Source organism: Croceibacterium segetis (assembly GCF_011320115.1).
Taxonomy (GTDB): Bacteria; Pseudomonadota; Alphaproteobacteria; order Sphingomonadales; family Sphingomonadaceae; genus Croceibacterium_B; species Croceibacterium_B segetis.
Genome location: NZ_JAANOZ010000008.1, coordinates 102,398 through 125,890, shown reverse-complemented (window position 1 = coordinate 125,890; position 23,493 = coordinate 102,398). Strand labels below are relative to the sequence as shown.

19 protein-coding genes are annotated in these 23,493 nt (G+C 68.1%); 10 read left to right on the top strand and 9 right to left on the bottom strand.

What is annotated here, in order from left to right; all coding sequences use genetic code 11:
* Positions 1–26 precede the first annotated feature (26 nt).
* The 4 genes from G7B69_RS10955 to G7B69_RS10940 form a co-directional block, all read right to left on the bottom strand.
* Positions 27–1,373, bottom strand: coding sequence for an outer membrane protein assembly factor BamB family protein (locus G7B69_RS10955; RefSeq protein ID WP_243415129.1), 1,347 nt, complete (start codon positions 1,371–1,373; stop codon positions 27–29).
* A gap of 11 nt (positions 1,374–1,384) precedes the next feature.
* Positions 1,385–2,167, bottom strand: coding sequence for a tetratricopeptide repeat protein (locus tag G7B69_RS10950; RefSeq protein ID WP_243415128.1), 783 nt, complete (start codon positions 2,165–2,167; stop codon positions 1,385–1,387).
* A 110-nt stretch (positions 2,168–2,277) separates the two neighbouring features.
* Positions 2,278–3,417 carry a glycosyltransferase family 4 protein gene (locus tag G7B69_RS10945; RefSeq protein ID WP_166179136.1) on the bottom strand — a complete coding sequence of 380 codons (1,140 nt, stop codon included), beginning with the start codon at positions 3,415–3,417 and terminating at the stop codon, positions 2,278–2,280.
* Entirely contained in the window at positions 3,414–4,277 is an 864-nt protein-coding gene (locus tag G7B69_RS10940) for an alpha/beta fold hydrolase (RefSeq protein ID WP_166179134.1), read from the bottom strand. The genes G7B69_RS10945 and G7B69_RS10940 overlap by 4 nt, the downstream gene beginning before the upstream one ends.
* Positions 4,278–4,345: 68 nt before the next feature.
* Between G7B69_RS10940 and G7B69_RS10935 the strand changes: the two genes are divergently transcribed.
* Positions 4,346–5,746: a protein adenylyltransferase SelO family protein gene (locus G7B69_RS10935; RefSeq protein WP_166179132.1), complete on the top strand. Its 1,401-nt coding sequence runs from the start codon at positions 4,346–4,348 to the stop codon at positions 5,744–5,746.
* A gap of 95 nt (positions 5,747–5,841) precedes the next feature.
* Complete coding sequence (gene astD / locus G7B69_RS10930; RefSeq protein WP_166179130.1) at positions 5,842–7,275, top strand: succinylglutamate-semialdehyde dehydrogenase; 1,434 nt, start codon at positions 5,842–5,844, stop codon at positions 7,273–7,275.
* A 6-nt stretch (positions 7,276–7,281) separates the two neighbouring features.
* On the opposite strand, the gene G7B69_RS10925 is transcribed toward astD, so the two are convergent.
* Together G7B69_RS10925 and G7B69_RS10920 are read right to left on the bottom strand one after the other, a co-directional pair.
* Entirely contained in the window at positions 7,282–7,998 is a 717-nt protein-coding gene (locus tag G7B69_RS10925; protein WP_166179128.1) for a hypothetical protein, read from the bottom strand.
* 224 nt (positions 7,999–8,222) lie between these two features.
* The gene (locus tag G7B69_RS10920; RefSeq protein WP_166179126.1) at positions 8,223–8,615 is read right to left on the bottom strand and encodes a glycine zipper 2TM domain-containing protein; all 393 of its coding nucleotides are present in this window, start codon (positions 8,613–8,615) and stop codon (positions 8,223–8,225) included.
* A 153-nt stretch (positions 8,616–8,768) separates the two neighbouring features.
* On the opposite strand from G7B69_RS10920, the gene rarD reads away from it, so the two are divergent.
* Positions 8,769–9,680, top strand: a complete 912-nt coding sequence (rarD, locus tag G7B69_RS10915; protein ID WP_166179125.1) for an EamA family transporter RarD — start codon at positions 8,769–8,771, stop codon at positions 9,678–9,680.
* Here the strand turns inward: rarD and pyrC are convergent.
* Positions 9,677–10,702, bottom strand: coding sequence for a dihydroorotase (gene pyrC, locus G7B69_RS10910; RefSeq protein WP_166179123.1), 1,026 nt, complete (start codon positions 10,700–10,702; stop codon positions 9,677–9,679). The genes rarD and pyrC overlap by 4 nt on opposite strands.
* 41 nt (positions 10,703–10,743) lie before the next feature.
* On the opposite strand from pyrC, the gene ygfZ reads away from it, so the two are divergent.
* Genes ygfZ through G7B69_RS10895 form a run of 3 tightly spaced genes read left to right on the top strand, consistent with a single transcriptional unit; the run spans position 10,744 to position 13,714 of the window.
* Complete coding sequence (ygfZ, locus tag G7B69_RS10905) at positions 10,744–11,472, top strand: CAF17-like 4Fe-4S cluster assembly/insertion protein YgfZ (protein WP_166179121.1); 729 nt, start codon at positions 10,744–10,746, stop codon at positions 11,470–11,472.
* Positions 11,473–11,519: 47 nt separating this feature from the next.
* Entirely contained in the window at positions 11,520–12,377 is an 858-nt protein-coding gene (locus G7B69_RS10900; RefSeq protein WP_166179119.1) for a metal-dependent hydrolase, read from the top strand.
* A gap of 38 nt (positions 12,378–12,415) precedes the next feature.
* Positions 12,416–13,714 (top strand): cation:proton antiporter, encoded by a 1,299-nt coding sequence (locus G7B69_RS10895; protein ID WP_166179117.1) that lies wholly within the window; start codon positions 12,416–12,418, stop codon positions 13,712–13,714.
* Positions 13,715–13,740: 26 nt separating this feature from the next.
* Here the strand turns inward: G7B69_RS10895 and G7B69_RS10890 are convergent, their stop codons facing one another.
* The gene (locus G7B69_RS10890; RefSeq protein WP_166179115.1) at positions 13,741–14,235 is read right to left on the bottom strand and encodes a cupin domain-containing protein; all 495 of its coding nucleotides are present in this window, start codon (positions 14,233–14,235) and stop codon (positions 13,741–13,743) included.
* A 162-nt stretch (positions 14,236–14,397) separates the two neighbouring features.
* On the opposite strand from G7B69_RS10890, the gene purC reads away from it, so the two are divergent.
* From purC to G7B69_RS10875, 3 genes are all read left to right on the top strand, one after another.
* Positions 14,398–15,198, top strand: a complete 801-nt coding sequence (purC, locus tag G7B69_RS10885; RefSeq protein WP_166179113.1) for a phosphoribosylaminoimidazolesuccinocarboxamide synthase — start codon at positions 14,398–14,400, stop codon at positions 15,196–15,198.
* A 56-nt stretch (positions 15,199–15,254) separates the two neighbouring features.
* A complete protein-coding gene (locus G7B69_RS10880; protein WP_166179111.1) occupies positions 15,255–18,095 on the top strand; it encodes a M16 family metallopeptidase in 2,841 nt (946 codons plus the stop codon).
* A 71-nt stretch (positions 18,096–18,166) separates the two neighbouring features.
* Complete coding sequence (locus G7B69_RS10875) at positions 18,167–20,068, top strand: PDZ domain-containing protein (RefSeq protein WP_166179109.1); 1,902 nt, start codon at positions 18,167–18,169, stop codon at positions 20,066–20,068.
* 16 nt (positions 20,069–20,084) lie between these two features.
* Here the strand turns inward: G7B69_RS10875 and G7B69_RS10870 are convergent, their stop codons facing one another.
* Positions 20,085–22,004: a potassium transporter Kup gene (locus G7B69_RS10870; RefSeq protein ID WP_166179107.1), complete on the bottom strand. Its 1,920-nt coding sequence runs from the start codon at positions 22,002–22,004 to the stop codon at positions 20,085–20,087.
* Here G7B69_RS10870 and G7B69_RS10865 point away from each other — a divergent pair.
* Positions 21,959–23,443, top strand: a complete 1,485-nt coding sequence (locus G7B69_RS10865; RefSeq protein ID WP_341479184.1) for a DUF4118 domain-containing protein — start codon at positions 21,959–21,961, stop codon at positions 23,441–23,443. The two genes, G7B69_RS10870 and G7B69_RS10865, sit on opposite strands and share 46 nt — an antisense overlap.
* The last annotated feature ends 50 nt before the right edge of the window (positions 23,444–23,493 follow it).

Below are 23,493 nucleotides of genomic sequence, written 5' to 3'. Positions count from 1 at the left end.
AGCGCCGGGTAACGCTGGCCGGGGTTCTAGCGGAAGGCGGTGACCTTGCCGTCGTCGGAAAGAATGTAGAGCGTCTGGTTGGCGACGATCGGCGGCAGCGAGATCGGGCTCTTCATCTCATTGAACAGGGTCGGCGTCCCGCTCGTGACGTCGACGTCGTAAACCTGGCCGAGCGAATTGGCGATCCACAGCTTGTTGTTCGCCAGCACCGGCCCTGTCCAGAACACCGGGCCCTCACGCTTCTTCGGCTTCCTGAACTGCTCGAGCTGGGTGACCCAGCGGACGCGCCCGGTCGAGCGGGCGATCGCCAGCAACCGCGCGTCGTCGGTCAGCGTGAAGATCCATTCTCCGGCAATCACCGGCGTCGAGATCCCCGCCAGCGAGAGCTCCCAGATGCGCTGGCCGGTGACCAGCTCGTAGGCCGCCATGCGGCCGCCCTGGCCGAGCGCGTAGACCCGGCCGCTGTCGATGATCGGATCGGCGTCGACATCGGTCAGCGTGCTCACCGAGGTCGAGATCGAGGTTCGGGCGAGCGCATCGGACCACAGCACACGGCCGTTCTCGTAGCGGTAGGCGACCAGTTCCCCGGTGCTGTAGCCGGCAATCACGGTGCCCTGGCCCGCGGCCGGGGCGGCCACGCCGAACACACCCTGCTCGCCGGTGGCCGCGGTATCTTCCCACAGCTGATGGCCGTCGGTGATATCGAGCGCGACGATCTGGTTGTCCTGGGTCATCACGAAGACCGTGTTGAACGCCACGGTCGGCGAACCGCGCAGAGGAGACGGCAGCTTGATCCGCCACTGCTGCGCCCCGGTGGCGGCGTCGAGCGCGACGACGTCGCCCGAGCCGCTGGTGGCGTAGACTTTGCTGTCGTAATAAGTCGCGCCGCCGCCGAATTTGGAATTGCGCAGGTCCTTGGCGACGTCGAGCGGATAGGCCCAGCGCCTGCCGCCGGTCGCCGCGTCGAACGCATTCACCGCGCCGCTGGTGTCGACGACGTAAAGCGTGCCGTTGCCGACAACCGGAGCCGCCGCGAGCCGCTGCTTCTTGTTCGATCCTGCGATCGATACGGTCCATGCGCGCACCGGGGCAGCGCCCAGCGCCAGATGGCCAGGGTTCTTCGAGGCGCCACCGCCGGCCGTTTCCCAATCGGTGTTGACCTGCGCCGGCGGCAGCACGATTTCGACGCTGGCGAGCGTGGGATCGGGCGCGGCGTCGTTGGTGATATGCGACAGAATCGGCGTGCGGTTGCCGACCGTGGGGGTGGTCGGCTTGTGCTTGCCGCCGATCGCGCTGCACCCCGCGAGAAGCACCGCAAGCATCAGCGCCGCGCCTGCGCGACGGGTGAACTTCGAAATCTGCCTGCCGGTCATTGTCCCGTCCGTCATTGTGCCGAGGCGCCCGGCCCGGACTTGTTTATGCGCTCCTCGGCGAGCACCTGGTCGACGTCGACCACCGCGTCGTAACCCAGCACGCCGGCCATCTGTCGCGCGCGCGAGCGGATCGACTTCGGCGCGTCTTCCTCCTTGGCGATCGCGGCGAACAGCGGGCCTGCGAGGTCCTTCTTGCCTTGCTTGAGATAGGCCATCGCCACCAGCTCGCCGGCGCTGCCGAACCATGGGTTGCCGGGCTTCGCCAGCGGCTTGAGGCGGGCGATCACATCGTCCGGCTTCATCGTGTCGAAGCTCGCCGCGACGCCACGGATCGAGGCGAGGTCGCGATAGGCCTGCGGCGCGTCCTTGTCGTCGGCGAGGGTGAACAGCATCGTCGTCGCCCGCGCGTTGTCGCCCTTGGCGATCGCCTCCCCGGCCTGAATGAGCTTGGCCCCGGCGGCGGCCGCCGCGGTACCGTCCTGGGCGATCGGATCGAGCGCCGCGTCGGCCAGCTTGGTGCGCCCGGCTTCGAGCTGGTCGAGCGCCTGGACGAATTGTTCCGAGCCCTTCTCGAGCTGACCCTCGCGATAGTCTTTCCACCATAGCCAGGCGCCGAAGGCCGCCAGCGCCAGCACCACGAGCGCGATGATGCTCTTGCCGTAGCGCTTGGCGAACTCGGCCGCCTCGTCTTGCCGTACGGCTTCGTCGACCTCGCGCAGCAGCACGTCCTGTTCGGCCGCGCGGCGCACCGCGAGCTTGTCGGCGTTGGGGTCTGAAGTCGGCGTGAGGGCCACGTGGGGCTTTCCGAAAAAGGCTGCGGGTGCGGTTTCGGCGGCTGTTTAGCTGATGGGCACGGCAATTCAATTGTCGATTGGCCTGTGTCCCCGGTCAGGTGAACTGCCGGTTAAGCGAACTTCCTGCCCATGAGCCCCCAGTACAGGGCCTTGTAGCGCTCGATCATCGCCGTCTCGTCGTACTCCTTGCGGGCGCGCACGCGGTTGGCTTCGCCGATCCGCTTGCGCAGCGCGGGGTCCTCCGCAAGCGCCGTCAACGCGCGGCGCAGCGCGCGTTCGTCGCCGGGCGCGACGATGAACTCGCGGTTCGCCTCGGAGACCATTTCGGCGACGTCCCCGACCGCGGGCGCGGCCACCGGCAGACCGGCGGCCATCGCTTCGACCACCGAGATCGGGAATTGCTCGCTCAGCGAGGACAAGGCGAACACGTCGAACAGTCCGGCGACGCTCGCCGGGTCGGCGACGAAGCCGGGCAGGTGCACCCGGTGCTCGATACCCTGCTGCTCGGCTTCGGCGAGGATCGTGGCCCGCTCGGGACCCTCGCCCGCTATCACCAGTTGCCACTCGTCAGGCAGGAAGGTCGCCGCGCGGACGAGCGCGGTCAGGTTCTTGATCTTGCGCAGCCCGGCCAGCGAGCCGACCCACGACTCGCCCTTGCGCTTGACCAGCCCCGGCAAGACGTCGGACCGCGGCTTCCTGGCATAGGCCCGGGTCCTGATCCCGTTGGGTATCCGCCGCACCCGGCTGCGCGGCTGCTCCCATTCCTCCAGCGCGATCCGTTCGAGCGTGTGCGATGGCACCACCAGCGCCGACGCCCGCCCCAGCGCGAACCGGCGATAGAGATTGCGGCTGGCCTTGCGCTGGTCCGCCTCGTCTTCGTTGAAGCCGTCCTCGTGATGCACCAGCGGCGGAAGCTCGTAGACGTCGGCGAACAGCGTGTGCGCAAGCGCGGCGTCCATCGCGCCCCAGTTGTAGGTGCAGACGAGGTCGTAGCCCTGCATCGCCGCGGCCATGGCCTTGAGCCGCCACGGCCACGGCTTGCCCTTGAGCGAGGGGAACCTGGCCCACACGACCATCGGCTCGATCAGCCTGGCCGCCCCGCGCTGGTCGGGTTCGCCCGAAACCAGCGCGTTGACCGCCGCGCCCCCGAAAGCGTTGATCAACCGCACGCAGCGCAGCTCCTTGCCGCCCGGGTCGAACGAGGAGTGGATGTGAAGGATGCGGGGCACCGCGCTGCCGGATTCCTTCACGCGACCTCCGCCAGCAGATCGGCGATAGCCTGCTGTGCCTGCGGCTCGGCCAGCGTCGGCGGATGGCCGACGCGCGGGACGGTTACCGCCTTGAGGCCGGGTAGCTCCGCCTGCATCTTCGCCACCGTTGCCGCCGACAGCAGGTCGGAAAGCTCACCGCGCAGCGCGAGTGTCGGAATGCCCGCGAGTGCGCGCAGGGCGCCCCACAAGTCGAACGGCTCGCCATCCGATGGGGCGTTGAATTCCTCGGCGATCTTCATGTCGTAGTCGAACGCGATGCGGCCGTTGCCGGTCATCACCATGACTCGCTTGGCATACGCGAGCCAATCTCCGATCGCGAAGTCGGGGTGGGCCGCATGGGCTTGCTCGCGCAAATGGCGCGCGGCGTGCATCCAGGTCTCGAAGTTGCCGCCCTGCCCGACATAGCCGCGAATCCGCTCGATTCCCGCGGCCTCCAGGTCGGGGCCGATGTCGTTGAGCACCGCGCCCGCGAGCGGCCAGGCCCGCGCTTGCGCCATCAGCATCGCGATCATCCCGCCCATCGACGTGCCGACCGCCACAACCGGCCCGCAATCCAGCTGCCCCAGCAACCGCACCACGTCGTCGATGTAGCTGCGGGCCCGGTAACTCGCCGCCTCCCGCGCGTATTCGCTCTGTCCGCGGCCGCGCATGTCGGGCACGATCAGCCGCCACTCGCCGGCGAAGCGCTCCGCCAGCGGCTCGAAATCGCGGGCGTTGCGGGTCAGGCCGTGAAGGCACAGCAGCGGCGGCTTCGTGTCAGGCCCCGTGTAGTCGCGGTAACGGAGACCGAGACCGTCCCCGCTTTCCCACTTGCTTTCGGTAAAGGCCGGTTCGGCCATCGAGATTGAGGTTCCTCGGATTGCGCCCGCGCTTGCGCCGGGCTCGGCTCGCGGCCACTAATGGCCAGATGCGCGCCGAACCGCAAGCCGCCCCCTACCGCGCGGATCCACAGATCCTGTCGCTCGCCGAATGGCTCGCCGACCCGGTCGATCCGGCGCGCTTTCCGCTGCACGAGCTGCGCTTTCGCAATGGCCTGTGGGACAAGGCGGTCGGGCTGGAGAGCCTCTCCGACGAACAGTGGATCGCCCATTTCGGCCGCTTCGAGCTGCTGCCCGATAACCTCCCGCGCCCGCTGGCGCTGCGCTACCATGGGCATCAGTTCCGCGTGTACAATCCCGAGATCGGCGACGGCCGCGGTTTCACTTTCGCCCAACTGCGCGACGGCGCGAATCGCCTGCTCGACCTCGGCACCAAGGGTAGCGGGCGCACGCCTTACAGCCGCACCGCCGACGGGCGGCTGACGCTCAAGGGCGCGGTGCGTGAGATCCTCGCCACCGAGATGCTCGAGGCGCTCGGGGTCAATACCTCGAAGACCTTCTCGGTTATCGAGACCGGCGAGGAGCTCGAGCGCGGCGACGAGCCTTCGCCGACGCGCTCTGCGGTGCTCGTCCGCCTGAGCCATTCGCATATCCGCATCGGCACCTTCCAGCGGCTCGCCGTGCTCGGGGAAGACGAGCACATGCGCCAGCTGGTCGATTACTGCCTCGCGCAATTCCCCGGCCCACCACCACCCGTCGACGCGCCGGGCCGCGACGAGCCGGCGGCCAGCCTGTTGCACCAGGCAGTCGAGCGGCTCGCCGACCTTGCCGCGAGCTACATGGCCGCGGGCTTCGTCCACGGAGTGCTCAACTCGGACAACATGAACGTCACCGGCGAGAGCTTCGACTACGGCCCGTGGCGCTGGCTGCCCACATGGGAGCCGAGCTTCACCGCCGCCTATTTCGACCAGACCGGGCTTTACGCCTTCGGTCGCCAGCCCGAGGCGATCCGCTGGAACCTCGGCCAACTCGGCGTCGCGCTGCGCCGCGTCTGCGAGGCCGAGCCGCTGGTCGCCGCATTCAATCGCTTCGGCGAGTGCTACACGGCGGCGATGACCCGCCGCTTCTGCTGGCGCCTTGGCATCGTGAGCCGCGGGATCGAAACCGACAGCGGGCTGATCGCCGCCGCCGAAAAGGCCATGCGCGAAGGGAACCTCGGCCCCGACGACTTCTTCTTCCGCCATCGCGCCGGCCGCGGTGCGAGCGGTCCGATCGCCGAAGCCCTGGCGAGCTACGAAGCGGTCGCCGCCGACCATCCGTACTGGTCCGATCCCGCTCCACAATCGATGCTGATCGACGAGGTCGAGGCGATCTGGTCGGCCATCGCCGAACGCGACGACTGGCAGCCGCTGGTTGACAAGGTCGCCGCCGTGCGCCGGATGGGCGACGCCCTCGGCGAGCCGCCCGCGCCGGCGGGGCTTGCCGCTTAGCCCCCTGTAAACCCTTACCGGGGTGGTGTGGTTAACCGGCAGCGTCTATCAGCCGCATCAGGTGCGCGAAAAATGCTGTTACTCCTGACTTTTAGTTGAGCGAAAACATCATCATATCCACCGAGCCGGCAACCGGCACGGAACTCTGGCGCGGTAAAGTCGGCGATGTCGATGCCACCGTCGAGCGCGCCCGCCGCGCATGGCCGGCATGGGCCGCGCAGCCGCTCGCCACCCGCATCGAGCTGCTCCGCCGCTTCGCCAACGAAGTGCGCAAGGAAAACGACAAGTTCGCCGAGCTGGTCGCGCGCGAGACCGGCAAGCCGCTGTGGGAAGCGCGCACCGAGGTCGAGTCGGTAATCGCCAAGGTCGAGATCTCGGTCCGCGCCTATGCCGAGCGCACCGGGCAGAGGAAGCTCGACAGCGCGCTGCAGGGCTCGGCCGCGCTGCGCCACAAACCACACGGGGTGATGGTGGTGCTTGGGCCGTACAACTTCCCCGCGCACTTGCCGAACGGGCACATCGTCCCGGCGCTGATCGCCGGCAACGCGGTGATCTTCAAGCCGAGCGAGAAGACCCCGGCGGTGGGCGAATTCCTGGCCAAGCTGTTCAACCGCGCCGGGATCAGCGCCGCAGTCGTCCAGGTGCTGATCGGCGGGCCCGACGAAGGCAAGGCCCTGGTGGCGCATCCCGGCATCGACGGCGTGCTGTTCACCGGATCGGCGCAAGCGGGCATTGCGATCAATCGCAAGCTCGCCGCCAACCCGGGCAAGATCGTCGCGCTGGAGATGGGCGGCAACAACCCGATTGTGCTGTGGGACACGCCGAAGATTTCCGACGCCGCGACGCTGATCGTCCAATCGGCCTTCACCAGCGCCGGCCAGCGCTGCACGGCCGCGCGGCGGCTGATCGTCAAGTCGAGCCTCTATGACCACGCGTTGGACGAGGTGAAACGGCTGGTCGGGCGGATCATTGTCGGCGGCCCGTTCGACGAGCCGGCGCCGTTCATGGGCCCGGTGATCGACGTCGAGGCCGCCGACCGGCTGACCGAGAGCTTCCTTTACCTGATGTCGAACGGCGGCAAGCCGATCAGCCACTTGCGCCGCCCCCACGCCGGGCTGCCGTTCATTCACCCCGGCATCATCGACACCACCGCGATGGCCCAGCGCCCCGACGTCGAGCTGTTCGGTCCGCTGCTGCAAGTGATCAAGGTGGACAGCTTCGACGAAGCGATCGCCGAGGCCAACAACACCCGCTTCGGCCTTTCGGCGTCGCTGATCGGCGGCAATCCGCAGGACTACAATCGCTTCTGGGCCAATATCCGCGCCGGGATCGTCAACTGGAACCGGCCGACCAACGGCGCCAGTTCGGCCGCGCCGTTCGGCGGAATCGGCCTGTCGGGCAATCATCGCCCGGCGGCGTTCTATGCCGCCGACTACTGCGCCTACCCGGTGGCCAGCAGCGAGATGGAGCAGCCGCGCGCCAGCGTCGGCGTCGGCTTTCGCGAGGATCGCCGGGCGACCCCGCGCTGAGGGGGCTCAGCCGCCGTTGGTGACCAGGTCGACGCTGGCCCCACCGTTGGGCAGGTCGCGCGCCATGACGACAAAGCTTGCCGCGCCCTTGACCCCGCTGAGCACATCGTCGGCGCCGTCTCGCACGTGCTGTGGGGAATAGCCCGCCGCACGTGCCTGGGTGTAATAGAAGTCGATCACCTCCGCGACCGGCACCGGGGTAATGAAGTTGACGGTTCGCAAGGCGCATTCGCCTTCGTCGGTGCCGGCGGCTTCCTGGACCGAGCCTTTCGGGTACACCGGGAACGCCTCGGGCAGCTTGGCTGCCCACGCGGCGGTATAGCGCACCTTTGCCGCGCAGCCGTTCTTGCCGTCCGGTCCGGTGGCGGCGCGCGCCGCGGCGGTGAGCTGCGAATCCGCCGGCACCGTACCCTTGACCTCGCGCGCCTCGGGCGCCTTTTTCATCGCGCCGGGCCCGCCGACCAGCTTGAGCGCCGCCCCGCGCGCGGCGGCGAGCGCTTCGGGCGACATGTCGGCGGCGGGGACTGCCCCTTCGCCCGACGGCAGCGAAGCCCCGCGGTTGGCGCCGTTCTCGCCGGCAAGGTCGGGATCGGTCAACACCTGATCGCCGAGCGCGCCGGCCATCGCCGGATCGTCGGCCGATGGCTTGGTCGGCTCATCCTTGCCGCCGCACGCGCAGAGCAGCAGCGCGGGCGCGATAAGGCAGATCGTTCGACGAATCATGGCGCGACCCCTTCAAGTTCTTGCGAATCCCGACTCGGCATAGCGCAAGTGCCTGAAGAAGTGAGCCAAAGTCACGTTGCGTCCCGTTTCGGGATAGGCGCCGCCGGAACGCAAACAGGGCGCCCATGCGATGCATGGACGCCCTGGCGCGGCCCCCGATTTGCGACCCAGGGGCCACGCAAAGGCCGCGCCTAACAGGGGAAGGCGCGGCCCGAGCGGTAGGCTCAGCGGCAGCTCGAGCCTTGCGCGACCTTCTTGCCGAGCAGGGCGCCGACCACGCCGCCGAGGATCGTGCCGGTCGTGTGGTTGTAGCCACCGTCGACCGCGCGGCCGAGCAGGGCGCCGGCGGCCGCGCCGATGATCAGGCCGGTCGTGCCGTCTTTCTTGCGGCAGTAGTAGCGGCCGTCGTTGCCGCGCCACGTGCGGGTGTTGCGATAGACCGGCTCCGAGCGATAATCGCGGCCGTAGTAGCGGGTGTCGTAGCCGTAGCGGTCGCGATGGTGATGCTGCGAATAGCTGTGACGGCCATAATAGTCCTGCGCCTGGGCGGGCACGGCCGAAACCGCCATGCCGGCGGCGGCGAGAGCGAGAGCGCTGGTGCGGAACAGGGTCTTCATGATTCAATCTCCTTCGTGGCGTTCAGGTTTATGCCTCTTTTTCTGAACGGAACCGCAACGGAGTTGTCAGAATTCATAAGTCCATGTTTTTGCGAACCTTCTTGTCGAGATCGCTCGCTTGCCGCAGCGCCGAGCGGCGGGTAACGCACGCCGATGAACGACAGGAGGCCTCCTTTCGACCGCGCTGGGCTCGCCGCCGCACTGGGCACGCATGCGGTGTGGGGATCGATGCCGCTTTACCTGCTGCTGGTGAAGAGCGTGCCGGCGGTCGAATACGTCGCCTGGCGGATCCTGTTCACGCTGCCGATCTGCGGCGCGATCATCCTCTGGCGCAAGGCCGGCGGCGAAGTCCGCTCGGTGCTCCGCGACCGGCGCGCGCTGCTGACGCTGCTCGCCAGCGCCACGCTCGTGGCCGTCAACTGGTTCCTCTACGTCTGGGCGATCAACGCGGGTCACATCTACGCCGCAAGCCTGGGGTACTACATCCTGCCGCTGCTGATGATGCTGCTTGGGCTTGTGGTGCTCGGCGAACGCCTTTCCCGGGTGCAGTGGGCAGCGGTGGCCCTAGCCGCCGCGGGCGTCATCGTCCTTGCCACGGGCGCGCTGACCACCTTGTGGGTCAGCCTGTCGATGGCGCTGACGTTCGGGCTCTACGGCCTGTTGCGCAAGACGGTGAACGCCGGGTCGCTCGCCGGGCTGACGATCGAATCGCTGATCCTGGCGCCGGTTTCGCTGGCCGTGGTCGGCTGGTTCGCCACGCAGCCGGCCGGTTCGGCGCTGACCCACGGTCCGCTGATCGCAGCGGCGGTCGCCTTCGGCGGGCCGATGACTGCGGTGCCGCTGATCATGTTCGCCTTCGCCGCGCGGCGTCTGCCTTACACGGTGATGGGTTTCCTCCAGTTCACCTCGCCGACGATCGTGTTCCTGCTCGGCCTGCTGGTTTTCGGGGAAAAGCTCAACCCGGCGCAGCTCGGCTGCTTCGTGGCGATCTGGTGCGCCGCGCTGCTGTTCGTGTGGGATATCCTGCGCGGCTCGCGCGGAGAGGCCCTGAACCCGGTCGCCTAGGCGAGCTTCCAGTCGAGCATCTCGCCCGCGTGGAAGGGCACCACGCCGCCGATCTCGCTCGGCACTTCGCTCGGCTCGCGCACCAGCGTCACAGTGCCTTCGTTGAGCGGCAGCCCATAGAAGCGCGGCCCATGCTCGGAGGCGAAGCCGGCGAACTTGTCGAGCGCGCCTTCGGCCTCGAACACCGTGAGGTAGCTCTCGAGCGCGAACGGGGCGTTGAAGATGCCCGCGCAACCGCACGCGCTTTCCTTGGCCTCGCGGGTGTGCGGCGCGCTGTCGGTGCCGAGGAAGAACTTCGGCGAGCCCGAAGTCGCCGCTTTCCGCAGCGCCTGGCGGTGCTTTTCGCGCTTGGCGACCGGCAGGCAATAAGCGTGCGGGCGAATTCCGCCGACGAGCATCGCGTTGCGGTTGAGGTGCAGGTGCTGCGGCGTGATCGTCGCCGCGACGTTGCTGCCGCTGCTCTCGACGAACTGCACCGCCTGTTCGGTCGTGACGTGTTCGAACGCCACCTTGAGTTCGGGCAGCTCGCGCAGCAGCGGGGCGAGCACGCGATCGATGAACACCGCCTCGCGGTCGAACACGTCGACTTCGGGATCGGTCACTTCGCCGTGTACGCACAGCACCATGCCGAGATCGGCCATCCTGTCGAGCACGTTGCGGATGCGGGCGATGTCGGTGACCCCGTGCGCTGAATTGGTCGTCGCGTTCGCCGGATAGAGCTTGGCCGCGGTGAACACGCTTTCCTTGAAGCCGCGAGCAAGATCGGCCGGATCGGAGATGTCGGTCAGGTAGCAGGTCATCAGCGGCGTGAAGTCCGCGCTCTCGGGCAGCGCCGCGACGATCCGCTTGCGGTAGGCGTCGGCCGCGGCGGTATCGATCACCGGCGGCGAGAGGTTGGGCATGACGATCGCCCGCGCGAACTGCCGAGCCGTGTAGGGCACGACGGCGCGCAACATGTCGCCGTCGCGCAAGTGCACGTGCCAGTCGTCGGGGCGGCGGATCGTGAGCGTCTCGGGCGGCATCTTGGGCTTCCCTTAGTCGCGCAGATGCCTATCTGTCACCCATGCCCGCCGAACGCCTGTTTTCCCGCGCCCTCATCCGCCTTTCCCCGCAAGACGAAGGCGAGGACGTTGCCGACTTCCTGCAAGGCCTCGTCACGCAGGACGTGACCGGCGAGCTCCCCGCGTGGGCGGGATTGCTGACGCCGCAAGGCAAGACCTTGTTCGACTTCATCGTCTGGCCCGCCGGGCACGGCGAGCTTCTGGTCGATTGCGAGGCCGACGCGGCCGACGACCTGGTCAAGCGCCTCTCCATGTACCGCCTGCGGCGCAAGATCGGCATTGCCCGCGACGACACGCTCGGGGTCTACTGGCAGCCCGAGCTCGGCGACGGCGGCGCGCCCGACCCGCGGCTGCACGAGCTGGGACAGCGGTGGATCGCCAAGATCGAACCCGGCGACGAAAGCGCCGACGACGCCTGGCGCAAGCACCGCCTCGCGCTCGGCGTGCCCGAGGGCCGCGCCGAGATGGCCGACGTGCTGTGGCTCGAAACCAACGCCGCCGAGCTCAATGGCGTGAGCTTCTCCAAGGGCTGCTACATCGGCCAGGAGAACACCGCGCGGATGAACTGGCGGCAGAAAGTGAGCCGCCGGCTGGTGGTGGTACCGCTCGCCCGCTCTGACGAGGCGCGGCGCAAGGCCGGCTATCCCGAGCTCGGCTTTGCCGTCGACCACGTGCGAGTGGTCGAGATCGAGGCATCGCTGCTGCCCAAGTGGATGCAGCTCGAAGACTAGCATTCGGGCGGCACTTTCCCTAACTGCGCCGAAGGATCGAACCATCGATGAACGCGCCCCCCACTTTTCCCGTCAAAGGCGAAACGCCCGCCATCGTCGTGCGCGACCTGCGCTTCGACCGCGAGCGGCCCTTGCCGCGCTGGTGGTGCAACGGCGATCCGGTGGCGACCGCGTGGATGAACTCGCTCTCGGCCAGTTTCCCGCGCGGCGAAGCGCTGTTCATCGAAGCGGTGAAGGCCTTCCGCGAGGGTGCCCCGCCCAAGCTCGAACGCGAGATTCGCGCGTTCATCAAGCAGGAGGTCAATCACAGCCGCGAGCACCTCGCGCTCAATCGCGCGGCAAGCGAGGCGGGTTACGACACCACCGGGGTCGACGCGCGCATCGCCGCCAACACCAACCAGGCCCATGCCCGCCCGCCGATCGTCCAGCTGGCGGTGACCATCGCGCTCGAGCATTTCACGGCGATGTTCGCCCACCTGTTCCTGACCAACCCAAGGGCGTTCTTCGACGCCGATGTGCCGCAGGCGGATATCTGGCGCTGGCACGCGATCGAGGAGATCGAGCACAAGGGAGTCGCCTACGACACCTTCCTGCACGCCACGCGCGACTGGCCGCGCTTCCGCCGCTGGAAGCTCAAGGCGGCGATCATGCTGCTGATTACCAAGCGCTTTGTCCACCACCGCAGCCGCGACGCGCTCGATTTCATGGCGCAGGACGGCATCACCGGCTGGCGGGCGATGGCCAAGGTCGTGTGGTACCTGTTCGGCAAGCCCGGCGCGCTGCGGCGCCTGTTCCCGGCGTGGATCGCCTATTTCCTGCCCGGTTTCCACCCGTGGAACCGGGACGACCGCGCACTGATCGCCAAGTACGAGAGCGAGTTCGCCGACGCGGTGACGGCCGAGTAGCGGTTGGCCAACTGCGGGCGGGAAGCTATCGCTGAGTGATGCCGGCCTCGCCCTACTCGCTCGCCACGTTCGACATCGCCGCGATCCTCGTGGTTGCGGCGGCGGTCCTCGGATTGGCAAACTACCACTTCCTCCGCCTGCCGACTTCCATCGGATTTACGGTGATGGGGGCGCTGGCTTCGATCGGGCTGCTGCTGGCAAATGAATTCCTGCCGGGGGTGACGATCGACGACTGGGTCACGGGGTACCTCCTGCGCATGGATTTCAGCGACACGCTGCTCCAGGGACTGCTCAGCTTCCTGTTGTTCGCCGGCGCGCTCCACGTCGATCTCGAGCAGTTGCGAAAGGACTGGGTCCCGGTTCTCCTGCTGTCGACTGTAGGGGTGATCGTTTCGACCGCGGTAATCGGCGCGACGACCTGGGGCGTGGGCCTGGCGCTCGCCCTGCCGATCGCGCCGATCTGGTATTTCGTGTTTGGCGCGCTGATCTCGCCCACCGATCCCGTATCGGTCCTCGGCGTGCTCCGGGAACAGCACGTTCCAAAAGGCCTCCAGGCAACCGTCGGCGGCGAGAGCCTGTTCAACGACGGGGTCGGCATCGTCTTGTTCACGATCCTGTTCGATGCGGCGGTCAGCGGTCAGGACTTCTCGTTATCCGATGGCGCGCAGCTGTTTGCTCAGGAGGCGGGCGGAGGGATTGTCGTGGGCCTGGCCGTCGGCTGGCTGGGCTATCGCGCCATGCGCTCCATGGACGACTATGCGCTCGAGGTGCTCGCCACGCTGGCGGTGGTGATGGGCGGCTATGCGCTGTGTTCGGCGCTGCACTTCTCGGGCCCGCTAGCGATGGCGGTAGCCGGGCTGCTGATCGGCAATTTCGGCGTCAGCTACGCGATGAGCGATATCACGCGCGATTACGTGATCAAATTCTGGGAGCTGATCGACGACTTGCTGAACGCGATCCTGTTCCTGCTGATCGGGCTCAACGTCATCGCCGTGGTGCCGAGCGGCCCGCACTTTGCTCTGGGTGCGGCAGCGATCGTCATCGTCCTCGCCGGGCGGGGGATCTCGGTGCTGTTGATCAAGGGCCTTCTTCCCGCTTCGCGCCGCCATGGACCGGGCGCCTTCGCAGTGCTGTGGTGGGGCGGCCTTCGCGGAGGCATTTCGATCGCGCTCGCGCTGGCCATTCCGGCCGGCGAGACCCGCGAATTGCTCCTTGCCGCAACCTTTGCCGCGGTCCTGTTCAGCGTCCTCGTACAGCGCGCGACGCTCGGCCGCGTCATCGAGCGCGGCCCGCTTGCGACGCTGACCGAAGGAACGCCGCCGCCGACGGTTCATTGAGCGGCGTCGGCGCGTGCCGCCGGCGCTCAGCCCCAGATGTTCTGGCTCGTCGGCGCTGCGTTCGCCCAGGCTATGAAGTCAAAATCGGGCTTCATGCGGATGAACAGGTTGGCGACCGGAGTCAGCAGCCGGGTGACGTGGCCCTTGCCGGTGAGGTCCTCGAGATAGACCAGGTCACCCTTGCCGATCTTGACCCGCGTGCCGTCGCCGACCTCGCCTTCGATGTCGCCGATCACGTTTATGGTGAAGGTCTTGGCCGGGGCCCGGTGCCAGTCCTCGGTGCCTTGCGCAATCGAGGTGGCGATAACCGCCTCGATCGGCAGCGGCTTGGGCGAGCCGAGCACCTTGACCCGGTTAACGTGGCTGACGCCGTCGGCCCCGGCGTAGATGTGGATCACCTCCATGATGCCCGAAGGGCCCTTGGCCGGCTCGTGCGGCTGCTCCTGGCCGCGCGCTCCGGTGGCGAGCATCGTGGTCAGCACGGTTCCGGCGGCGAGCACGGTACGGCGGTCGGTGTTCATGGGCCTCTCCCTTTGCCTGGGCGACAGGTTTACCCGAGCGCGGCCCCCCCGCAATTGCTTTTCGGGCCGCTCTGCGTATATGGTTGCCTCCCGCCCCGGCCTGGCGAAGCCATGCTTCGTTCACCGGGGCGCTCGCTTTTCCCGCCAATGAGAGTCACCGCCATGTCCCGCCGCCGCCAGATTTACGAAGGCAAGGCCAAGATCCTCTATGAAGGACCCGAACCGGGTACGCTGATCCAGTACTTCAAGGACGACGCGACCGCTTTCAACGCCCAGAAGAAGGGCACGATCAACGGCAAGGGCGTGATCAACAACCGCATCTCGGAATACGTCTTCCTGCGGCTGGCGCACATCGGCATCCCGACCCACTTCATCCGCCGCCTCAACATGCGCGAGCAGCTCGTCCGCCAGGTCGAGATCATCCCGCTCGAAGTGGTCGTGCGCAACGTCGCCGCCGGGTCGATCAGCACCCGCCTCGGCATCGAGGAAGGCGAGCCGCTGCCGCACACCCTGATCGAGTACTACTTCAAGGACGACGCGCTCAACGACCCGATGGTCGCCGAAGAGCACATCGCCTGCTTCGGCTGGGCTTCGAACGAAGAGATGCAGGACATCTCGGCGATGGCGATCCGCATCAACGACTTCATGTGCGGCATGTTCGCCGCGGTCGGCATCCGCCTGATCGACTTCAAGCTCGAATTCGGGCGCATCTGGGACGGCGACTACAGCCGGGTGATCCTCGCCGACGAGATCAGCCCCGACGGCTGCCGCCTGTGGGACATGACCACCAACGAGAAGCTCGACAAGGACCGCTTCCGCCGCGACCTCGGCGGCGAGGAGGAGGCCTACCAGGAAGTCGCCCGCCGCCTCGGCCTGCTCAACGACGATGCCAGCCCGGGCGAGGTGTTCGACATGTCCGCTCACCGCGCCAAGCTGCGCGGCACTCCGGTGAAGAAGAAGTAACGCAAGCCGTCGGCAAACAGGGCCGGTTAAGCTTGGCTGGGGCAAGGATGGGGGCAATGCTGTTCCGCCGCTGGGTCCCCGCCCTTCTCCTCGCCTTCGCCCTTCCGCTCTCGCCGCTCCCGGCGAAAGGCGACGCGCCCGCCGCCGCCGCCACATCCGTTTGGCCGTTCGCCAAGAGCGATCTGCCGCTCGACCCCAGCTACCGCTTCGGCCTGCTGCCCAATGGGATGCGATACGTGGTCCGGGCGAACGCCACACCGGCGGCGCAAGGCATGGTCCAGATGTGGGTCCACCAGGGCTCGCTCGCCGAGCGCGACGACGAGGCCGGGTGGGCGCACTTCATCGAGCACATGGCGTTCAACGGCTCGGCCCACGTGCCCGAAGGCGAGATGGTCAAGCTGCTCGAGCGCGAGGGGCTCGCATTCGGCGCCGACACCAACGCGCAGACCGGCTTCGACGCCACCGTCTACAAGCTCGACCTGCCGCGCAACGATCCCAAGTTGCTCGACACCGCGCTCATGCTGATGCGCGAAACGGCGAGCGAGCTGACGTTCGCGCCCGAGGCCGTCGAGCGCGAGAAAGGCGTTGTGCTGTCGGAAAAGCGCGTGCGCGACACATTTGCCTACCGCGACACGGTCGACCAGTTGAACTTCGCCTACCCCGGCTCGAAGTTCGCCGCGCGGCTGCCGATCGGCACCGCCGAATCCGTCCAGGGTGCCGACGCGGCCAGGCTCAAGGCACTGTGGCAGCGGCTTTACCGGCCGCAAGACGTCGCGGTGATCGTGGTCGGCGATTTCGACGCCGCCAAGGTGGAGGCGGCAATCAAGGCGCACTTCGCCGACTGGGAAGCCCCCGCCGCGCAGCCGCAGCCCGATCCCGGTCCGCTCGACTTCGAGATCGCCGGCAAGACCGACATCTACCTCGATCCGGCGCTGCCCGAGCGGATCACCGTCTCGCGCACCGCCGCCTACCAGGACGAGCCCGATACTCTTGCCAATCGCCAGCAACAGCTGCTCCGCCAGATCGGCTACGGCATCGTCAACCGCCGGCTGCAGCGTCTCGCCCGCGACGGCGATCCGCCGTTCCGCGGCGCCGGTCTGGGCACCAGCGACGTGTTCAAAACCGGGCGCACCACCAGCCTGGTGGTCGACGCCGGCGAAGGCGAATGGCAGCGCGCGCTCGCCGCCGCCGAGCGCGAGTATCGCCGCGCGCTGGAATTCGGCTTCACCCCCGCCGAAATCGCCGAGCAGGTCGCCAACCAGCGCACCGCGCAGGAGAACGCCGCCGCCGGCGCAGCGACGCGCAACAACGCGACGTTCGTCGGCATGGCGCTCTCGCTGTTGCAGGACGAGCGCATCCCGACAACGCCGGAGAGCTCGCTCGAGCGCTTCAACGCTTTCGCCCCGCAGATCACCCCCGAGGCGGTGCTCGCCGCGCTCGAGCACGAGCTGGTCCCGCTAGACAACCCGCTGATCCGCTTCGAAGGCCGCACCGCGCCCAAGGGCGGCGCCGAGGCGCTGCGCGCGGCGTGGAACGCCGGCATGGCCGAACCGCTGGTGAGGCAGGGCGACGCCGCGCTGGCGGCGTTCGCCTACACGGATTTCGGTCCGCCCGGCAAAGTCGTCTCGGACAAGCCCGAGCCGCTGCTCGGCATCCGCGAAATCGTCTTCGCCAACGGGCTCAAGCTCAACCTCAAGCCGACGCAGTTGCAGAAAGACCGCGTCTCGCTCTCGCTGGCGATCGACGGCGGCCAAATGCTCGACACCAGGGACCAGCCGCTGGCCACCGCGATGGTCAGCGTGCTCCCGGTCGGCGGGCTCGGCAAGCATTCCTACGACGAGTTGCAGTCCATCCTCGCCGGGCGCAGCGTGAACTTCGCGATCGGCGACGGCGAGCGCGCGTTCCGCATGGGCGCCTCGACCACCCCGCGCGACCTCGAGCTGCAGCTCGAGCTGCTCGCCGCGGCGATCAGCGACCCCGGTTACCGCCCGCAAGGCGAAGCGCAATACCGCCGCAACATCGAGAACTACTTCGCCAGCCTCAACGCCACGCCCGATTCCGCGCTCGGCAACAACCTCGGCCGGATCGTTTCCGACGGCGACCCGCGCTTCACCCTCCAGCCGAAGGACGCCTACCTGGCGCTCAGCTTCGCCAAGCTCAAGGGGGCGATCGGCGACCGGCTGGCGCACGGCGCTCTCGAGCTGGCGATCGTCGGCGATTTCGATTCCGACAAGACCATCGCGCTGGTGGCGCGCACCCTCGGCGCGCTGCCGCCGCGGGAAAGCGAATTCCGCGACTACGAGGCCAACCGCACCCGCCCGTTCACCGCCGACCGCAGCCTGCGGGTGATTCGCCACAGTGGCCCGGCCGACCAGGCGATCGTGCGGATGAGCTGGCCGACCGAGGATGACAGCAACTTCGACGATTCGCTCCGGCTCGAGTTGCTCCAGCGCGTCGTCCAGGTCGAACTCACCGACGACTTGCGCGAGAAGCTCGGCGCCACTTACTCGCCCGGGGTCAATGCCAGCCAGTCGCGCACCTGGCGCGGCTACGGCACTTTCAACGTGGCCGCCCCGGTGGCGGCAAGCCAGGTCGAGCCCGCACGCCAGGCGATGCTCGATACGATCGCGCGGCTTGCCGCCGAGCCGGTCGACGCCGACACCCTGCTGCGCGCCCGCCAGCCGCTGCTCGAAGCCTACGACAACGCGCTCAAGACCAACGCCGGCTGGCTCAGCCTGGCCGACGACGCCCAGCGCGAGCCCGACCAGATTGCCCGTTTCGTGGCGGCCAAGGCCAAGCTGGCGGCGATCACGCCCGAGGAGCTGCAGGCGATCGCGGCGAAGTACCTCAAACCGGCCGAGCGGCTGGAGATCGACGTACTGCCGAAAGAGGACTGAGCCCGAGGCATGGCGCTCGCCGTCCCGATTCGTTAGGTAGGCAGGCAGGGTCGCCCTCAGGGAGGGCAGGAATGCCGGCCGTGTTCCGCGAAGCAGAGGAAAGCGCCGGGGGTGAAGCGGCGTCGCCGGCCGGCGCGCGCCTGGCCTGGGTCAGGTGGATCGTCATCGCCTTGTGGCTGCCGCTGGTCCTGGCTGCCATTGCGGCACCGATCGCCGGCCCGCTGCTGTCGGGCGAGCAGCATGCTGCCGGCGAAGCGTATGACCGGGTCGGCCTTTCTTCGAGCGCACCGTTCAGGCCCATTTCCAGGGCGGCGATCGACGCAGGAGTGCGCTGGGGCGACGAGGTGATCGCGGTCGACGGCGTGCGGCTCACCGGGGGCGCGGCCAGCGGCCCGACGAGCGAGCTGGCCGCGCTCCTCGGCGGGGCCGACGGCACCACCGTCCGCCTGCTCACGCGGTCCGCCGACGGATCGCTTCGCGAGCACCGCCTGACGAGGAGCGACGCTCACCTGGCGAACGCGCTGGCCAGCGCGGGCATAGCGCCGCCGCTTCGCGCCTGGTTCTTCTACCTGATCTCGCTGGTGTCGAGCCTGGCGCTCGCGCTGGCCGCCGTCCTGCTGTTCGTGCGCGGCCGCGGGCGGAGAGTGCCGAGCCTGCTGTCGTTCGGACTGGCGATCCTGAGCCTGGCTCCAAACCTCGATTTCTTCGGCACGCTCGGCCCGGCGATGCGCCAGCCGATGCTGGCGACGGGCTTTACGCTGGTGATGCTCGCGTTGATGCTGTTCCCCGACGGTACGTTCTATCCGCGCTGGATGCGCTGGACCGCGCTGGCCTTGCTCGCGGTCACGCCGCTGGGCGTATTCAGGGTGATCACGACCGGATGGCCGGTCCTGCACAGCGCATTCCTGGTTCTATCGGCAATCTCCCTCGTCCTGCGTTACCGCCATTTGCCCGCCGGCGCGGAAAGGCAGCAAATCCGCTGGACGCTGTTCGGCTTCGGCGTGGCGGCCTTCCTGATGGTGCCGACCCAGTTCATCGAGTTCGTCATCCTGCCCAGCTCCGTCCCCCTGCCGGCGTGGATCTGGAGCCAGACCATCCGCGACGCGCTGAACATCATCCTCCTGCTGGCGGTCGCCGGCGGGCTGATCGTCTCGCTGCTTCGCTACCGGCTCTACGATGCCGACGCGGTGATCGTCCGCTCCGTCTCGTTCGGCGCGCTGGCGCTCCTGCTGCTGGCGTTGTTCGCCGGCACCGAGCGGATCATCGAGCTGCTCGGAGAGCACTGGTTCGGCGAACGGCTGGGCGTTCTCGCCGGCGGGATGGGTGCCGCCGTCGCCGCACTGATGGTGGTGCCGCTGCACCACCGGCTGAGCCATTGGGCCGAGCACAAGTTCCAGAAGGAGCTCATTGCGCTCAGGACCGGCCTGCCGGCGCTGATGGGCGACATGCGGGAAACTGCGCCGGTCGCGCGCATCGCCGCCGCCGCGCTCGACCGCGTGGCGCATGGTGTGCGTTCGAGCCGCGCGGCGTTGCTGTTCGATGGCTTGCTGCTCGATGCCCGCGGGACCGACACCGCCGAGGTCGAGGCCTGGCGAGCCGGCTGGTCGCCGCTCGCCCGCGGGGGGATCGAGACCGAGCGCGACGACCCCCTCTTCCCGCTGCGCGTGCCGCTCGCCGCCGACGGCCACGGCCGCCTCGGTTGGCTGCTTCTCGGCCCGCGCCCCGACGGCAGCCTCTACGGCAAGGATGAACGCGAAACGCTCGCGGCCATTGCCGACCCCATCGCCCGCGCGCTCGAAATCGCCGCTGCGCGCGAGAAGCGCGAAACCGAGGAGCGCGAGCGCTGGCGGGCGCAGGAGGGCCTCAACGCCCAGATCAAGGCGGTCAACAGCGAGCTCGTCCGCGTTCTCGGCTCACTGGACGAGAAGCTGGGGCTGATGGTGCAGTTGCCGCCCGCGGCAGCGGCGGAGTGATCTCAGCAGCCGAACTTCAGATCTGCAATTGGCTGCCCAGCTCGATCACCCGGTTGGTCGGTAGCTGGAAGTATTCCATGGCGCTTTCCGAGCTCTTGCTCATCCACGCGAACAGCCGTTCGCGCCAGAGCGCCATTCCGGGCACCTCCTTGGAGGGGATCAGCTTCTGGCGGCCGAGGAAAAAGCTGGTGCGCATCATGTCGAACGGTTCGCCGATATCGCCGATGCCGGCCAGGTCGCGCGGGATGTCGACCTCTTCCATGAAGCCGTAATGAAGGATTACCCGGTAGAACCCGTCGCTGTCGGGATGGACCTCGACGCGCGTCGCGGCGTCGCTGTACGGCACTTCCTCGACCCGCACCGTCAGGATCAGCACCCGGTCGTGCAGCACCTGGTTGTGCTTGAGGTTGTGCAGCAGCGCCGACGGGATTGTGTCGGCCGAAGCCGAGAGGAACACCGCCGTGCCGCGCACGCGGTGCGCCGAGTTCGCCGCGGACTTGATGAAGATCGGCAGCGGCAGGCCGGTTTCGGCGAGCCGTTCGCGCATCAGCCGGCGCCCGGTCGCCCAGGTGGTCAGCACGGTGAACAGGACGGCGGCGACGGTCAGCGGGAACCAGCCGCCGTCGGGGATCTTGGTGATGTTCGAGGCGAAGTAGGCGCCGTCGATGATCAGGAACAGCCCGATCGTGCCCGCCGCCAGCACCTTGTTCCAGCGCCACACCTGGAAAATCAGAACGGCCAGCATGACGGTGGTGATCAGCATCGTGCCGGTCACCGCGATGCCATAGGCCGAGGCGAGGTTGGTCGAGGCCTTGAAGCCGAGCACCAGCGCGATGACCATCGCCAGCAGCCCCCAGTTGACCGCCGGGATGTAGATCTGCCCGGCCGCCTTCTCGCTGGTGTGCAGCGTGCGCAGCCGCGGCAGGTAGCCGAGCTGCACCGCCTGGTGCGTGACCGAGAACGCGCCGGAAATCACCGCCTGGCTGGCGATGATCGTGGCGATCGTCGCGACGATGACCAGCGGCACGCGGGCCCATTCGGGCGCCATCAGGTAGAACGGGTTGCGCACCGCCGACGGATCGCCGAGCAGCAGCGCGCCCTGGCCGAGGTAATTGAGCATCAGGCACGGGTAGGCGATCGCGAGCCACGAATAGGCCACCGCACGCCGGCCGAAGTGGCCCATGTCGGCGTACAGGGTCTCGGCGCCGGTCACCGCGAGGAATACCGAGCCCATCGCCAGGAAGGCGGTCTTCGGGTTGTCGGCGAAAAAGCGCACGCCCCACAGCGGGTTGAGCGCGCCGATCACCTCGGGATGGGCGAGGATGTTGCTGATTCCCATCACCGCCAGCACCGCCATGTAAACCAGCACCAGCGGCCCGAAGATCGCACCTACCTTCGCCGTGCCGCGCGCCTGCACGAGGAACAGGCCGATGAGGATGACGATGGAAATCGGGATCACCAGCGATTCCACCGATGGGGCCGCGACCTCGAGCCCCTCGACCGCGGACAGCACCGAGATCGCCGGGGTAATCATCGCGTCGCCGTAGAACAGGCACGTCGCAAGCACGCCCAGCATCACCAGCAGGGGGGTCCAGCGCTTGCCGTCAAGGCTGCGCGAAATCAGCGACAGCAGCGCGAATGTGCCGCCTTCGCCCTTGTTGTCGGCGCGCATCGCCACGACGACGTATTTGATCGTCACGATCATCATCAGCGACCAGAAGATCAGCGACAGCACGCCGAAGATATGGAGCGCGTCGACCGCCATCGGATGCGGCCCAATGAAGCTTTCCTTCATCGTGTACAGCGGGGAGGTGCCGATATCCCCATACACGACGCCGATCGCGCCGATCATCAGGACCGGCAGCTTTTCGCCGGGACGATGGGGAGTCGATGGCTCCGGCTCGGCGGCCGGCGCGATGCTGGGGGCTTTGGACATGGACCTCATGTGGGCGTCCAAGCCATAAAGATTCCATGTGGATTCGTCCGGACACGATGCAATGCCCTCTCGACGCCGCGCCCGCGCGGGCGCAAATTGAGCGCATGATCGCGAGGGTTACCCCAGTGGACCGAGCGCCATCAGCCGGCGCGCTTGCGTATGCCGCGGCCGTGCTGATGATCGCCGCATCGACGGCTGTCGGCCTATTGATCGCGCCGCACTGGGGCACCACCCCGGTGGTGCTGCTGTATCTGCCGGCGGTGCTCGCCGGGGCGGTCTACTGCGGATTGTGGCCGTCGCTCGCCGCCGCCGTCCTCGCCGCGCTGACGTACAACTACTTCTTCACCGCCCCGTACCGCACGTTCATCATCCACAGCCCGGCGGACGTGGTGACCGTCGCCATGCTGTTCCTCGTCGCCGTCGTCACCAGCCGCCTGGCCGGTTCGCTGCGCGAGCAGGCGCGCCTGGCCGCGGCGCATGCGGCGCGCAACGCCACGATCGCGGGGCTTGCTCGGCGCCTGCTGTCGTGCGCCAGCGAGCAGGATATCGTTGCACTGACCGTAAATGAGCTGTCCGCCCTGTTTGCCTGCAACGCCGTGCTCCTGACCGGCGGCGACGCGCCGACGATCGTCGCCAGCGCCCCGGCCAATGTCGACCTCGCGCCGAGCGACTTTGCCGCCGCGGCCTTGACGCTGAACACCGGAGAGGCGGCTGGGCGCGGCGTCCGCCGCGTTCCGCTGGCCGAATGGCAGTTCCACCCGGTTGCCTCGGACCAGATGGTGATGGCGGCGATCGGCCTCGCCCGCGTCGACGGCACGCTGCCGGTCGAGCGCGACCAGTTGCCGCTGCTCGGCAACCTGCTCGACCAGGTCGCGCTCGCGCTCGAACGCGCCCGGCTCGAGCGCGATGCGCGCGAGTTCGTCGCCGTCCGCGAGCACGACCGCCTGCGCTCGGCACTGCTGGCGTCGATCGGCCAGGACATCAAGCCGCGGATTACCGCGATCATCGCCGCCGCCCGCGCGCTGAAGCGCACGGCCTCGACCGACAAGGACCAGGTGTCGACGATCGCTTCCGAGGGGGCGAAGCTCGATCGCTACATCGACAACCTGCTCGACCTCAGCCCCGGCGCCGAGCAGGAGCCGATCCAGACCGGACCCGTCACCATCGACCTGTACCGCCGATCGGTCGCGCGCGAGGGCGCCGAGGTCCACCTGACCCCCAAGGAATTCGCCGTGCTGGCGGAGCTCGCCAAGCAGGCCGGGCGGGTGCTGACGCACGCGCAACTGCTGCGCGCGGTATGGGGCCCGGCGCAGGCAGATCAGATCGACTACCTGCGGGTCGCGATACGGGCGCTGCGCCAGAAGCTGGAGCGCGATCCTGCCGCGCCCGAACTGATCCTCAACGAACCCGCGGTGGGATACCGGCTCGTGGCTCAATGACGGGCCGGGAAATTTCCTTTCCTACAACCTATGTTCGTGTTATGTTCTTT